We start from the raw sequence: 14,595 nt of genomic DNA, 5'->3' as shown, positions 1-14,595 counted from the left end.
GTCATAGACATGACCTAAGGGAGCAAAACGTGGTAGATATCGTCGATAAAGCCTTGCGTATGGGTGAAGGCCGTCAATTGAAGCGCCTTGAGAACGTAGCAAAGGCTGTGAATGCGTTGGAAGATGAAATTTCCGCGCTTTCCGATGAAGAATTGAAGGGTCAAACTGCTAAATTCAAGCAGCGTTTAGACAATGGTGCAAAGCTTGATGATTTGATGCCTGAAGCCTTCGCTACTGTGCGAGAGGTTTCAAAGCGTACGCTTGGCCAGCGTCATTTCGATGTGCAGCTTATGGGTGGCGCTGCATTGCATTGGGGCAATATTGCAGAAATGAAAACTGGTGAAGGTAAAACGTTGGTTGCTACTTTGCCAAGCTATCTGAATGCTTTGGAAGGCAAAGGTGTGCACGTTGTTACAGTCAACGATTACCTTGCTAGCTACCAGAGCGAGCTTATGGGTCGTATTTATAGATTCCTTGGCATGAGTGTTGGATGCATTATTACAGACCAGCAGCCGCCAGAGCGTCGTAAGCAATACAATGCTGATATTACTTACGGTACAAATAATGAGTTTGGCTTCGATTACTTGCGCGATAACATGGCGTGGGAAAAGAGCGAACTTGTGCAGCGCGGTCATCACTATGCAATTGTCGATGAGGTCGATTCCATTCTTATCGATGAAGCTCGTACGCCACTTATTATTTCAGGTCCTGCTGAAGGTGATGTAACTCATTGGTATCGTGAATTTGCAAAGCTTGTTTTGAAGCTTACTCGCGATGTTGATTACGAGATTGATGAAAAGAAGAAAACCGCAGGTATTCTTGATCCTGGCATTGCAAAAATTGAGGATTACTTGGGCATCGATAACCTTTATGAGCCAAGCAATACAGCTCTTATTGGTTATTTGAATAACGCTTTGAAAGCTAAGGAGCTTTTCCTTCTAGATCGTGACTATGTTGTCACAAACGGCGAAGTTTTGATTGTCGATGAGCATACTGGTCGTGTTCTTCCAGGTCGTCGTTATAGCGAGGGCTTGCATCAAGCAATTGAAGCTAAGGAAAACGTGGAAGTTAAGGCAGAAAATCAGACTTTTGCTACTATTACTTTGCAAAACTATTTCCGCATGTACGACAAGCTTGCTGGTATGACTGGTACTGCTGAGACTGAAGCTGCAGAGTTCATGGGAACTTATAAGCTTGGTGTTCTTCCAATTCCTTCCAACCGTCCAGTAATCCGTAAAGATAAGGACGATTTGATCTTCCGCACAAAGAAGGAAAAGCTTACTGCTATTGTGCGCGATGTTGCTGAACGTCATGCAAAGGGTCAGCCTGTGTTGCTTGGTACAGCTTCTGTTGAATCTTCTGAGATTCTTTCTTCACTTCTTGATGTTGCTCGCATTCCTCACCAGGTTTTGAATGCTAAGCAGAATGCTAAGGAAGCTGCTGTTGTTGCTGTTGCTGGTCGTAAGGGTGCTGTAACTGTTGCTACTAACATGGCAGGTCGTGGTACTGATATTATGCTTGGCGGCAATGTTGAGTTCCTTGCAGATGCTAAGTTGAAGGCTGAAGGATATTCTCCAGATGATACTCCTGAAGACTATGAGAAGCGTTGGCCAGGCGTTTTAGCTGAAGTTAAAGAGCAGGTTAAGGACGAGCACGAAGAAGTTAAGAATCTTGGTGGCTTGTATGTGCTTGGTACTGAGCGTCACGAATCTCGCCGTATTGATAACCAGCTTCGAGGTCGTTCTGGTCGTCAGGGCGATCCTGGCGAATCCCGCTTCTACTTAAGCTTGGAAGATGATTTGATGCGCCTGTTCAACACTCAGCTTGTTGCTCGTGTTATGGCTAAGGGATTGCCAGAAGGCGAACCAATTGAGTCTAAGTACGTTTCTAACGGTGTGCGCACGGCACAGAAGACTGTTGAAGCTCGTAACTTTGAAATGCGTAAGAACGTTTTGAAGTATGACGATGTTATGAATAAGCAGCGTACTGTGATTTATGCAGAGCGTCAGATGGTTCTTAAGGGTGAAGATATTCACGAGGACATCTTGAAGTTCATCAGTGACACCGTAGAAAGCTATGTGCGCGGAGCAATGAAAGGTTCTGATAAGCCAAAGAATTGGGATTTGGATGGCTTAAAAGATGCTCTTAACTCTGTAATGCCTGTAGTTCTTGATTGGGATCAAGTACGTGAAACAATCGTTAAGCTTAAGGGTGAAAAAGCTGTTACTGCTTTGCGCGATTTGATTGTCGACAGTGTAGTAAAAGTTTACTCTATTGTAGAAGATGGTCTTGGTGCTGATCCACTTCGTCAAATTGAACGTCGCGTTGTTCTTTCTGTTCTTGATCGCAAGTGGCGTGAACATCTTTATGAGATGGATTATTTGAAGGATGGTATTGGTCTGCGTGGTATGGGTCAGCGTGATCCTCTTGTTGAATACCAGCGTGAAGGCTACCAGATGTACAATTCAATGATTGAGGCAATTAAGGAAGAAAGCATTCAGCTTCTATTCCACATTGATATCAATCAGATTGCTTCTACTGAAGATATTTCTTCTGACGATGAGCTTGATGAAGATGTTGCACAAGCTTCATCTGAGGTAGATGCTGAAGATCAAGCTGCTGGTATTGTTGGTCCTGCACCTTTGAGCCATGCTGAGGGAGATGTTCCATTGAGCATGCGACCAAAGAATGAAGAATGGAAGACTCCATGGTCTGATGGACGTACATTCCCAGGAACAAATAAGAATGACGAGTGCCCATGCGGTTCTGGTCGTAAGTACAAGCTTTGCCATGGTCAAAACGAAGCTGAAAATGAAGCTGAGTGACTTGAAAGCTTACTAAAGTAAATAAATAAAAGGCGGTGTGATCAAAATCATGCCGCCTTTTATTATATTCGATTGATTACTAGCTATACTCGAGCTCCATCTCCATAATCGCTGTAATCTTCTTTATACGGATCAGATTTTTTGCGATTCATAAGTAATCCTGCTCCACTAAGTAGCATTAATAAGCCGCATATAATGCCAACAACGTTCGCTATAGCGGGAATAAAAGCACTTACAATAACACCGAATACACCTATAACAAATAGAATCCACAAAACTACATTAACTAAAGATACGTTATAAAATTGTGGATTTGGAGGCACAAAATCATCGCCATATGCTTCCATAGTCTTATCTAAATCAAGCCAACTTGTGCGAGTATTATCACGAGGACCTTTAGCAGTTATGATTGTGTGAGAATCTTGCATTCTAGTAGGAATAATATAAGATTTATGGCTACTTAGATTTTTTAAGTTAAATTTATTTTTTATTACACTTTTTTGATTTTTAGAATTATTGTCGCTTGCTATAGTGTTGCGCTCTTTCTTTTTTTCTTCTTTCTGAGCGTGCTTTTCAAAACTTTTTGCGCTACGTGAATTAGCAATATCGTTCATGTCGTCAGAATGTTCTGCAACAAAAGATGACCATTCGTCATCAAAATCTCCGTTGTTTTGTTTTTGATTATTCTTTAACGATTCTGACATTAACTCGTCGTCACGGCGAGGGTCGTTGGTATTCTTAGAAGAAGTCATGAACTATACTGTAGCAAGTCTTCCTGATTCTATGCTTAAAATGTTCGAAATTGGACTTGCAAGAAAGGATATGGTATGTTGTACTGGTTCTTCGTGAAGGGACTTGGGGGTATTGCCCGCATGAGGATTCATCCATCAGCGCAAGGTGTTAAAAATGTTCCTAAAAAAGGTGGAGCTATTATTGCTGCAAATCATCTTGCTGTTATTGATGACGCGCTTCTGCCATTGACTTGTCCTCGTATGATTCACTTTATGGGTAAAGCAGAATATTTTGAAGGCAAAGGTTTAAAGGGTCGTTTCAAGAAGTGGTGGTTTACTTCTGTGGGCGTTTTCCCTGTAGATCGTTCTGGAGGTGCAAAATCGCTTGGTGCTTTGAATCATGCTCGTGAAATATTAGAAAAAGGTCAGCTTTTTGGCATTCATATTGAAGGCACAAGAAGCCCAGACGGTCGTTTATATCGTGGACATACTGGTGCTGCACGTCTTGCTCTTGAAACAGGTTGCCCGATTATACCTGTTGCAATTATTGGAACTAGAGAATTACAAGTGCATGGTCAAGTTATTCCAGCAAAAGGCAAGACTAAGGCGATTTATGGCGAGCCTATTCAAGTAGAGCGTGTTCGCAACGAAAGCGAGATTACTCACGAGCGTTTACGCGAAATTACAGATAAAGTGACTAAGTCTATTCAGCAAATGAGTGGTCAAGAATACGTTGATGAATATGCTCAAACCGTAAAAGAACGTATGCGCCAAAAACGTGAAGAAAGTAACGAAAATAAATAATATAATGCTGATTCTAATGCTATTAACTTAGCGTTATTAGATATTTAAATTTTATTTATATTCAAATATTTAAGCGGCGAAAGTTATTTAGCTTCCGCCGCTTTTATAATACTTAAAACACGCTTATATTACTGTAAGAGTAATAACAGAAGGATTTCCATTAGAATCCTTCAATGGCACTTCACTTCCAGCTCCAGGGGATTGGAAGCGCACTACGTGCATTAAATCACCAAGTGGAGCAGAAATACGAACTTTCAGACCTAGATTTTCAATAATCCTTCTAGCTTCATCACTGCTCTTTCCGCAAACGTTTGGCAATGTAACAGTTTTTGGACCTTTTGAAACAACAACATTAACACTATCGCCCCAATGTAAGTCAGAACCAGCTTCAACGGAAGCGCGGATAATCTTACCCTTTGCTACAGTATCGCTATTTTCTTCTTCGTACTTTACATCCAGCTTAGCGTCAGTTAAAGCTGAATCAGCTTCACTCTTTGTTTTCCCAACAATATCTGGCATTTGCACAGGCTTAGGTCCCTTAGAAAGTAAAACACTTACTTCTTCGTTATGGTTCATGCGTGTGCCAGGTTTAGGGTTAATATCAATTAAGCTGCCAGATGGTATATCTATAGAATACGTGTCTCCTGACTTATCGTGAACAATATTAGTAAAGCCTGCTTTACGCAATGTTTTCAAAGGATTTTTGCCATTGTAAGTTTTTGGATCTGTAATATCATCCGGGATTGTAGCCTTACGAATTCCACGCGAAATCACAACATTAAGAGTGCTATTATTGTGCTTTTGGATATGGCTGCCGACGACATCAGGATTTGTTGAAACTACTTTTCCTTCTGGCACATCGTCACTATAATCTTTTGAAACTTTGTAAGGAATTCCAGCAATTTTAAGCGTGTGCTCATATTGTTGCCAATTTACATCAGTTATTTTGCAAGATGCATAATTTTTGCATTGAAGATCGTCAGGCTTAGGCAGCGTCCAATAACTGCCAGGACCTAAGAAATACCAAAAACCACCAATAGCAGCAATTGCTAATACTCCAGCTGTGCTTAAACCTGCAATAAGGAAAACACGCTTTTTAGAAGAACGATTAGGCTTGTTTGCTAAGTTTTTTGTCTTATTTGACATGCCAAACGGTTTTGTTGCATTTAAGTTGTTGTTAAAATTGCGAGAGCTAATAGCAATTGTTGGCATATTGCTATCGTCAAATTCTTCTAAAGGATTATCTTGCGAATTGTATGACACATCTTCTGCATTAGTAGCATGCCATTGCATAGCTTGTGTTTTTTGAAGATTATTAGCATCGAAAGCACTGTCGGATTTCGCTAGTGAATTGTCTATTGCTACATTATTGACTTCAGAATTATTTAAATCATTATTCGTGCGTGAATCGAGTTCACTTACAGAATTATCTCTAGGTATTGCAACAGTTTCGTCTGCAGCATTTTGCAATAAAGAGTTGGAATTATCAGAAAAGTCAGAGCCTGAAGCATTTATTGCTTGCGTAGCATCTGAATTATTATTAGGATTCAATTTGTCCGAATAATTTGCGTCAGGTGCAACACGCAAATTGTTGATAGGAGAAAAGTCTGTTTCTTCTGAAAACTCTTGTGGTTCTTCTGCTTTGTATTGCCAATCTTCAGGTTTTAATTGTGTAGAAAGTGCGCGTAATTTTGCTAATGCATCGCTTGCATCTTTAGGCCGTTCGTTCATGTCGCGAGCAGTTAAGTTTGCTATGAATTGTGCAACTTTTTCGCTAATTCCAGGGCAAGCTGTAGCAATTGAAGGAGTGTTTTCATGCACATGCTTAAAAACAAGCGTAACAGGATTATCTGCAGTAAAAGGCACTCTTCCTGCAAGCATTTCCCAAGCCATCATGCCTGCTGAATACAAATCACCTTGAGGAGTTGCAAGATTATGCTCAATAAGTTCAGGAGCAAGATAAGCTGCTGTGCCAAGAAGCAATCCTGTAGAAGATAATGTTGCTTGCGAAATTGCTCTAGCTAAGCCGAAATCAGTAATCTGAACATGACCTCGATCGTTAATTAAAATATTTTCCGGCTTAATATCTCTATGCACAACTCCAGCGTTGTGTGCAGAAGCGAGACCATCCAAAGTTTCTGCAAGTAAACGCAGCGTATCTCGCACACTAAATGTGCCTTGCATATTCATTTCATAACGCAAATTAACGCCATGAACATATTCCATTACAAGATAATCAAGCCCGTCATATTCGCCTGTATCATAAACTTGTACAATATGTGGATTTGCAATTGCTGCAGCAGAAGTTGCTTCTCTGCGGAATCTAGCAATAAATTGCTGGCGATGCACACCTTGAGCAAGTTGAGTGTGCATGATTTTAATTGCTACAGGTCTATCAAGGCGTTCATCTTCTGCTTGATACACAGTAGCCATGCCACCCTGAGCTATTTTGCGCACAATGCGATAGCGATTTTCAATGCGCATACCTGGCTGCGCCTGCGTAGCTTCATTCATTGTCACAATCCTTATACGCGTAAAACCATTTTTACTACTTACGAGTGTACAAGCAAGATAGTAAAGAAGGCTAATTTCGAGCGTTATTTACTAAATATTATTGTACATTACGCCATGCTTCAGGTATAAATCGTTTGCTAATTTCATGCAAAATAGCTTTTCCACTATCGCTCAATGTACTCGATTCGATTGCTTGTTGTGAATCATTCCACAGATCCTCAATTCGCTTTTTTGATTTTTCAATAGCACCAGAATCATAGTAAATCTGTATTATTTTATTTACATCATCTTCACTTCTAGTACTACTCGTGTAAGCTTTTAATAGTATTTCTCTTTCACTATCGTTTCCGTATTGCAAAGCGTCTGCAAGAAGAACTGCACGCTTGCCTTCTCTAATATCACCGCCAATAGGTTTACCTGTAATCTTGCTATCTGAAACAATATCAAGCAAATCATCAGCAATTTGGAAAGCAACACCTAACGAATCGCCAATAGAATTAGCAAGATTGTATGCTTCACTTGGTTGCATGTTTGCTGCAAGAAAGCCGAGAGTTAATGGAGCTACAGTAGTGTAACTAGCTGTTTTCCATCTAAAAACATTCAAAGATGATTCCGCAAGTTGTATTGGATTATCTAGTTGCATCATTTCTATAGACAAATCCAATACTTGACCAATACCAACGTTTCTTTGCATAGATGCAAATGCTGCTAACAATTCCTCGCCATAAGTAAAATTCTTCGCACAATTTCTTGCAATATCGAAACTTTCTGTGGCAAGTAGATCTCCTAGCATTAAACCTAAGCCTGTGCCAATATGCTTATTATTGCAAGCTTTACTTAATGCACAATACGCACTAGGCTTTCCACGTCTCAAATAAGATTCGTCAATAATATCATCATGAATTAATGCAGCTGTTTGAAATACTTCTAGAGCACAAGCTATGTCAAATACAGACTGTTCATGGATTTTTTGAATATTGGTTTCTTTTGATGCAGCGTAAAATGCTGAAATCGTAAGAAGAGCTCTAAGACGTTTTCCGCCTTCGCTTGAAACAATAGCTTGCTTTATTACTTGCTGTAGTGTTTGCGCACATGTGGATGAAAGATTATTTTCTAGTTCCGTATTAAATTGCTGAGAAATTAGAAAAGCAATTCTAGATTCAATATCGTTAAGACTGTAATTGTTGTCTATAAATGTGCTCATATTATGAAAGTTATCCACAGGTCTGAACATTACAAAACGCAGTTATTATTATGCTTTAATAAGCTTTTCACCGCGGAAATAGTTTTTTATTGAATGCTGACTTATATCTTGAGAAACTTCAATATATCAAAAAATGCTATTGCATAGTTTGATTATCAAAATAAAAAATCATGTAAAAAATGAGGGGGAGTATGCATGGAAATTGTAGAGGATGATTTGAAAACAAAGATATCGCATAATTGTATGGATGACTTTGATATGCAAAGTCTTATGCAAATTTATGGTGAAAGCGCTAATTCTTTTAATGGTTGTTTAGATTTTGCAGGTTCAGAAGATTTTGAAAGTTTTGCTGGAAGAGAAATTTCAGATATTAATGGGAATATATATCCTTCCAAAGAGTGCAGCTTTTTTATGACTTTTTCTAAGGAATATATTTACAACAACTGTAGTGATAGTGCGCAATGGATTAAAGGATTAGAATATTGGGTTCCGGCAGTTTCGGAAGCTTTTATAGAAAATGTTGATCGAAATGGCAAGCAATACGCTATTAGAGATATTGCAAGCAGAGCACTTATGCGATGGTACAACATGTTTGCTTACGATGAAAGAATTTTTGGATATGATCTAGTAAACTTGCCAATAGCAATGTTGCATAATATTAATGTTCGTGATGCAATGCTTATTTCTATTCTGGATGAAAATCAAGAATGGTATGACGAAAAAACTTTGTCGGAATTTGCTTGGTGTCCTCACACTCCTGAAGTATCTCGTAATTTGCGGCATTGTTTAGAAGCAAAATTCACTCAAACAAATAATAAGCCTGATATAAAGAGAGCTATTTTCGCGTGCAAAATTTTAAAATCTATGGCTATTATTACTAGAAGCATTCCAAAATTATCTGTTCAAGTTTACGCTTTATTAGCTTATATCAGCTGGTGGTTTAGGCTAGGAGAAGTAAAGTATTATTGCGATTGTGCATTGCGCATTGATCCTGATTGTTCTATGGCAAAAATAGTGTGTGGAGCATTCGAAAATGGTCTTGAGCCAGCATGGATTGAATAATTCGCCACGCCGCAAAAAATTAGTTGGGGAATAATCGTCTTGCTTAAATGGTTTACTACTTAAGGTAAAACTTGCCCTTGCATGAACTATGCCTATATGCGTTACAAGGGGATAATACAGGAGGAACAGTTTGACGAGTGAAGTTGGATCAACGGTCGACAGCGACGAAATGCAAGATAATACTAAGCCTGTAAAAACTCGCAAGGCTAGCGCTGCGCGTAAAACCAGTACTCGAACTTCGTCAGCTGATAGCAAGACGCGCAGTTCTCGCTCAAAGAAAACTGAAGACAACAAGATTGATACTGAATCAGTATCGTCTGATGCTGAACATGACGAAACTGAGGATAGCGTAGATATTGAATCTCAAGATCAATTATCTATTGACGATCCTTTAGATGACGATCCACATCTTGATGTTGATGATGAACATTTGAATCTTGATGATTTAGACGATATTCAGCCAGAAGATATATCTGATGTTGACGATTTAAGCGATATTGACGTTGCAGATGATCTTGATGATGAAGAGTCTGAAGATCTTGATGAAATTGATGATCACGACGAAATTAAGCATGACGCTCCGCAAGTGCCACAAGCAAAAGGCGCGTTTGTTGTACGTGATGATGACGATGACGATAATCTAACTCCGTCTGGTAATCCTAAGCGTCGTGTAATTGCTACAGGCGCTACTGCAGATCCTGTTAAGGATTATTTAAAGCAGATTGGTCGCGTGAGCTTGCTTAACGCTGAGCAAGAAGTTGATTTGTCAGAGCGTATTGAAGCTGGATTGTATGCTCAGCATTTGCTTGATACTCAAATTGATCAAATGGAGTTTAAGCGTAAGCGTGAGCTTAAGTGGGCTGCAGCAGATGGTAAGAAAGCTAAAGATCATCTTCTTGAAGCAAACTTGCGTCTTGTTGTTTCTCTTGCTAAGCGTTATACCGGTCGAGGCATGCTTTTCCTTGATTTAATTCAGGAAGGTAATCTCGGTTTGATTCGTGCAGTTGAAAAGTTCGACTGGAAGAAGGGCTTTAAGTTCTCAACCTACGCAACTTGGTGGATTCGCCAGGCTATTACGCGTGCTATGGCAGATCAAGCTCGTACTATTCGAGTTCCAGTGCATATGGTTGAAGTTATTAATAAGCTTTCTAGGGTTCAGCGTCAAATGCTTCAAGATTTAGGTCGCGAACCTACGCCAGATGAGCTTGCTCGCGAGCTTGATATGCCAGTAGAAAAGGTGCAAGAAGTACAGAAGTATGGTCGTGAGCCAATTTCTTTGCACACTCCTTTGGGTGAGGATGGCGATTCTGAGTTCGGCGATTTGATTGAAGATACTGATGCAATCGCACCGTCTGATGCTGTTGCATTCTCACTCCTTCAAGAACAGTTTAGGCAAGTTTTGGAAACTTTGGCTCCTAGAGAGGCTGGAGTTATTAAGATGCGCTATGGCTTGGAAGATGGTCAGCCAAAGACTTTAGACGATATTGGTCGCGTTTACGGTGTTACTCGTGAACGTATTCGTCAAATTGAGTCTAAAACAATGTCTAAGCTGCGTCATCCTTCTAGATCGCAAACTTTGCGTGACTTCTTAGATCAGTGATTGTGTGAAGTTATATTCTAAAGTGTCGTATTGTTGCTTTTGCGATAATACGACACTTATTGCTTAAAATAATCGGTTGTACATTTAATAAGTGCAAGGGGTAGAAGTGGTCTCTCATAAAGAGCAGTATGATGCTGATAGCTTGACTGTGCTTGAAGGCTTAGACGCAGTTCGTAAGCGTCCAGGCATGTATATTGGCACTACTGATAGTCAAGGTTTAATGCATTGCCTTTGGGAGATTATTGACAACGCAGTTGACGAAGCTTTAGCTGGAGCTTGCGACCATATTGTTGTTACTCTTCACGACGATGGATCTATTGAAGTTGCAGATAACGGTCGTGGTATTCCAGTAGATGTTGAGCCAAAAACAAAGCTCACTGGTGTTGAAGTTGTTTTAACTAAGCTTCATGCTGGAGCAAAGTTTGGTAACGCTTCTTATAACGCTGCAGGCGGTTTACATGGCGTTGGCTCTTCTGTTGTAAACGCTTTAAGCTTGCGTTTAGATGTTGAAGTTGATAGAGATGGCAAAACGCATCATATGGCGTTCCATCAGGGACATCCTGGTGTTTATTCTGATGCAGATCCAGAGCATCCATCTCCTGCTTCTCCGTTTAAGCGCACGCGCAAAAATAAGCCTACTGAGCTTGAAATTATTGGCACTGTTTCGCCAAAAACTACCGGAACTCGTGTACGCTACTGGGCGGATCCAGAAATTTTTAACTCAACTGCACATTTCAGCTATGAGCAGCTTATTGCTCGCGTTCGTCAAACAAGTTTTTTGGTTCCTGGCTTAAAAATTACTGTTATTGATGAGCATGTTCCTGAAGGTGAATCTGCAAATATTGAAGAAATTGATTCTCCAGAAGACAATGCTATAGAAGATAATGTTGCAGAAGATAATCTTCTTGAAAACAAGTCTGATAATACTGATGACTCTGCGTCTGAATTTGAAGAATTAGAATCTGAAACAACATTAGAAGATGAAGATGATTCTGAAGATAAGACTGAAAATATCGCGACTGAAAATGAGACTGAAGATGAGACTGAAGATGCTGAATCTGAAGAATCAGTTGCACAATCTGTTGCAAATGCTCAGTCTGCTAACTCAATGCAAAATAAGCATCATCCTCGAGTAGTTGAATTTTTGCATAATGGTGGCGTTAAAGATTTCGTTGATTTTCTTTCAAAAGGTGAAGCAGTATCGGATATTTGGCGTATTTCTGGCGAAGATACGTATGTAGAAGAAACGCAAGCTGTTGATTCTGCTGGAGATTTACACGCTCAACAAGTGACGCGAAAATGCGGCGTTGACATTGCAATGCGTTGGGTAAACGGCTACGATTCAACGATTATTAGTTTCGTAAACGTTGTTGAAACTCCTGGCGGAGGTATGCACGTAGACGGATTCTTGCAAGGATTGACTAAGCAAATTCGTAAAGCTGTTGAAGACAACGCGCGCAAACTAAAAGTAAATCTTAAAGATTCGAATACGAAAATTGAGCGCGATGATATTACAGCAGGATTGGTAGCAGTCGTAACTGTTCGCATTGCTGAGCCTCAATTCCAAGGTCAAACTAAGGATGTTCTTGGAACCGCTCAAGTTAAGCCAATCGTTACTAAAATGACTGATGCTCAATTCGGTGAGATGATTACCGGTTCTAAGAGAGGATTCAAAGAGCAGTCTGCTAGGGTTTTGGAAAAAATCGTTTCCGAAATGCATGCGCGTATTCAGGCGCGTAAAACTAAGGAAGTTACGCGCAGAAAGAATGCTCTTGAGTCTGCTTCAATGCCGCCGAAACTTTCTGACTGCCAGCCTGGAAACGACGATGTTGCAGAACTTTTCATCGTCGAGGGTGATTCTGCACTTGGTACTGCAAAAGCTGCTCGAAATTCTGCTTTCCAAGCGCTTCTTCCAATTCGCGGTAAGATTTTGAACGTGCAAAAAGCAAGTCTTGCACAAATGCTTTCCAACAAAGAGTGCGCTGCAATTATTCAAGTTGTTGGAGCAGGATCGGGCGCAAGTTTTGATATTTCACAAGCACGTTATAACAAGATTGTTATGATGACTGATGCAGATGTTGACGGCGCGCATATTCGTATTTTGCTGCTAACGCTGTTCTATCGTTATATGCGTCCGCTTATTGAGCACGGCCATGTTTATGCTGCAGTGCCGCCTCTTCACAGGATTGCGCTCGCTGGAAAGCACAAGGGCGAGTATATTTATACTTACTCAGACGACGAATTGGCTGGAAAGCTCAACGATTTGCAAGCTAAGGGCATTGATTTTAACAGCGATATTCAGCGCTACAAGGGCTTGGGCGAGATGGACGCAGATCAGCTTGCAGACACAACCATGGATCCTAGAACCCGTATGCTTCGAAGGATTCGTATGGAAGATGCTCAGCAAGCGAGTGAAGTATTCGATTTGCTGATGGGCGATGATGTTCCTCCGCGCAAGCAGTTCATTGTTGATAACGCAGACGACTTCGATCGTTCCAAAATCGATACCTGATATCGGAATGTTGTTTGCATTGCTTTATGATGGCGTGTTTGCGTTAGAAATATGAAGTACTGAGGTTAGGGAATTTTTATGATTAACCTTCTTCTTGCTGTTATTTATCTTGCTTTTATAAGCTTGGGTTTGCCGGATGCTCTTCTTGGAGCTGCGTGGCCTACGATGAGTCATGATGTTGGTGCGCAAATTTCTTGGGCTGGTGGAATATCAATGGTTATTTCTGCAGGAACAATTGTTTCTGCGCTGCTATCTAATAGGCTTACGCATAAGTTTGGTCCGGGTAAGGTTACGCTTATTTCAGTTGCTTTAACAGCTTTAGCGTTACTAGGTTTTTCTTTTGCTCCGAATTATCTTGTGCTTGTTTTTCTAGCTATACCATACGGTTTGGGTGCTGGAGGAGTGGACGCGGCTCTTAATAATTACGTTGCAGTGCATTATGAAAGCTGGCATATGAGCTGGCTTCATTGCATGTGGGGAATTGGAGCTTCAGCAGGCCCTTACGTTATGGGTTTCGCACTTTCTCACGGTCAGCGTTGGTCTGCAGGCTACCAGTATATTGCTGTTATACAAATTGCTCTCACTCTTGTGTTATTCATAAGTTTGCCGCTGTGGAAAAATAATAATAAAAAGGCAGAGCCGCATAATCTTACTGAGGTAAAGAAACAATCTTCTGGGATGCTATCTTATAAGGAAGTTTTGCGCATTCCAGGAGCGAAAAATATTCTTATTATGTTCTTTTGCTATTGTGCTTTAGAACAAACTGCAGGATTATGGGCTAGTAGTTACATGGTTTTGCATGGGGGAGTTAGTAGCGTTGTTGCAGCCGGTTGGGCAAGCTTGTTTTATGTTGGCATTACGGTTGGCCGTTTTGTAAGCGGATTTCTTACTATGTGTTTTAACGATGCAACAATGATTCGTATTGGTCAGTGCGTGATGCTTGTTGGCATTTTAGTATTGTTGCTGCCTTTGCCGAATCATATTGAGCTTATTGCAGGATTTGTAATTATTGGACTAGGATGCGCTCCAGTTTACCCATGTATTATTCATTCAACTCCGCATTATTTTGGTGCTGATAAGTCTCAAGCGATTGTTGGAATGCAAATGGCAAGCGCATATATTGGATCTATGGTAATGCCTGCTATTTTTGGAATAATTGCGCAGAATGTTTCCATGATCCTGCTTCCAGCTTATTTGCTTATTCTTCTCGCTGTAATGACTTTTATGCATGTGCGTTTGCTTCGAACTTGCGCAACTCGTGTGTGAAAGCATTTGCGTGCGCGATTAAGTGTAAGCTTTCATAATTTTGTATATACATTATATTGAATTATGGTATACTGGTT

9 protein-coding genes are annotated in these 14,595 nt (G+C 40.4%); 6 read left to right on the top strand and 3 right to left on the bottom strand.

The genetic code is table 11. From position 1 onward, the window contains the following. Positions 1-29 precede the first annotated feature (29 nt). Complete coding sequence (gene secA, locus HXT34_RS03040; RefSeq protein ID WP_421784356.1) at positions 30-2,825, top strand: preprotein translocase subunit SecA; 2,796 nt, start codon at positions 30-32, stop codon at positions 2,823-2,825. A gap of 83 nt (positions 2,826-2,908) precedes the next feature. Here secA and HXT34_RS03035 read toward each other — a convergent pair whose 3' ends face one another. Next, positions 2,909-3,577 (bottom strand): hypothetical protein, encoded by a 669-nt coding sequence (locus HXT34_RS03035; RefSeq protein WP_421784355.1) that lies wholly within the window; start codon positions 3,575-3,577, stop codon positions 2,909-2,911. A gap of 75 nt (positions 3,578-3,652) precedes the next feature. On the opposite strand from HXT34_RS03035, the gene HXT34_RS03030 reads away from it, so the two are divergent. Beyond that, positions 3,653-4,360, top strand: coding sequence for a lysophospholipid acyltransferase family protein (locus HXT34_RS03030; protein WP_415683883.1), 708 nt, complete (start codon positions 3,653-3,655; stop codon positions 4,358-4,360). A gap of 123 nt (positions 4,361-4,483) precedes the next feature. On the opposite strand, the gene HXT34_RS03025 is transcribed toward HXT34_RS03030, so the two are convergent. Both HXT34_RS03025 and HXT34_RS03020 read right to left on the bottom strand, forming a co-directional pair. After that, complete coding sequence (locus HXT34_RS03025; RefSeq protein ID WP_421784354.1) at positions 4,484-6,874, bottom strand: protein kinase domain-containing protein; 2,391 nt, start codon at positions 6,872-6,874, stop codon at positions 4,484-4,486. Between the two features lie 97 nt (positions 6,875-6,971). After that, positions 6,972-8,078, bottom strand: a complete 1,107-nt coding sequence (locus HXT34_RS03020; protein WP_421784353.1) for a polyprenyl synthetase family protein — start codon at positions 8,076-8,078, stop codon at positions 6,972-6,974. 195 nt (positions 8,079-8,273) lie between these two features. On the opposite strand from HXT34_RS03020, the gene HXT34_RS03015 reads away from it, so the two are divergent. The 4 genes from HXT34_RS03015 (at position 8,274) to HXT34_RS03000 (ending at position 14,518) form a co-directional block, all read left to right on the top strand. Beyond that, positions 8,274-9,140 (top strand): hypothetical protein, encoded by an 867-nt coding sequence (locus HXT34_RS03015; protein ID WP_421784352.1) that lies wholly within the window; start codon positions 8,274-8,276, stop codon positions 9,138-9,140. A gap of 130 nt (positions 9,141-9,270) precedes the next feature. Continuing rightward, entirely contained in the window at positions 9,271-10,740 is a 1,470-nt protein-coding gene (locus tag HXT34_RS03010; RefSeq protein ID WP_421784351.1) for an RNA polymerase sigma factor, read from the top strand. Positions 10,741-10,846: 106 nt separating this feature from the next. Beyond that, positions 10,847-13,252 carry a DNA gyrase/topoisomerase IV subunit B gene (locus tag HXT34_RS03005; protein ID WP_415683888.1) on the top strand — a complete coding sequence of 802 codons (2,406 nt, stop codon included), beginning with the start codon at positions 10,847-10,849 and terminating at the stop codon, positions 13,250-13,252. Positions 13,253-13,330: 78 nt separating this feature from the next. After that, positions 13,331-14,518 (top strand): MFS transporter, encoded by a 1,188-nt coding sequence (locus HXT34_RS03000; RefSeq protein WP_421784350.1) that lies wholly within the window; start codon positions 13,331-13,333, stop codon positions 14,516-14,518. Positions 14,519-14,595 lie beyond the last annotated feature (77 nt).

This window comes from Gardnerella sp. DNF00983 (assembly GCF_049244265.1).
GTDB lineage: Bacteria > Actinomycetota > Actinomycetes > Actinomycetales > Bifidobacteriaceae > Bifidobacterium > Bifidobacterium vaginale_J.
This window is presented reverse-complemented; position numbering and strand designations above follow the sequence as displayed.

Coding starts and splice junctions, on each gene's coding strand:
- HXT34_RS03035 (WP_421784355.1), bottom strand. CDS start 3,577: ATGACTTCTTCTAAGAATACCAACGACCCTCGCCGTGACGACGAGTTA.
- HXT34_RS03030 (WP_415683883.1), top strand. CDS start 3,653: ATGTTGTACTGGTTCTTCGTGAAGGGACTTGGGGGTATTGCCCGCATG.
- HXT34_RS03025 (WP_421784354.1), bottom strand. CDS start 6,874: ATGAATGAAGCTACGCAGGCGCAGCCAGGTATGCGCATTGAAAATCGC.
- HXT34_RS03020 (WP_421784353.1), bottom strand. CDS start 8,078: ATGAGCACATTTATAGACAACAATTACAGTCTTAACGATATTGAATCT.
- HXT34_RS03015 (WP_421784352.1), top strand. CDS start 8,274: ATGGAAATTGTAGAGGATGATTTGAAAACAAAGATATCGCATAATTGT.
- HXT34_RS03000 (WP_421784350.1), top strand. CDS start 13,331: ATGATTAACCTTCTTCTTGCTGTTATTTATCTTGCTTTTATAAGCTTG.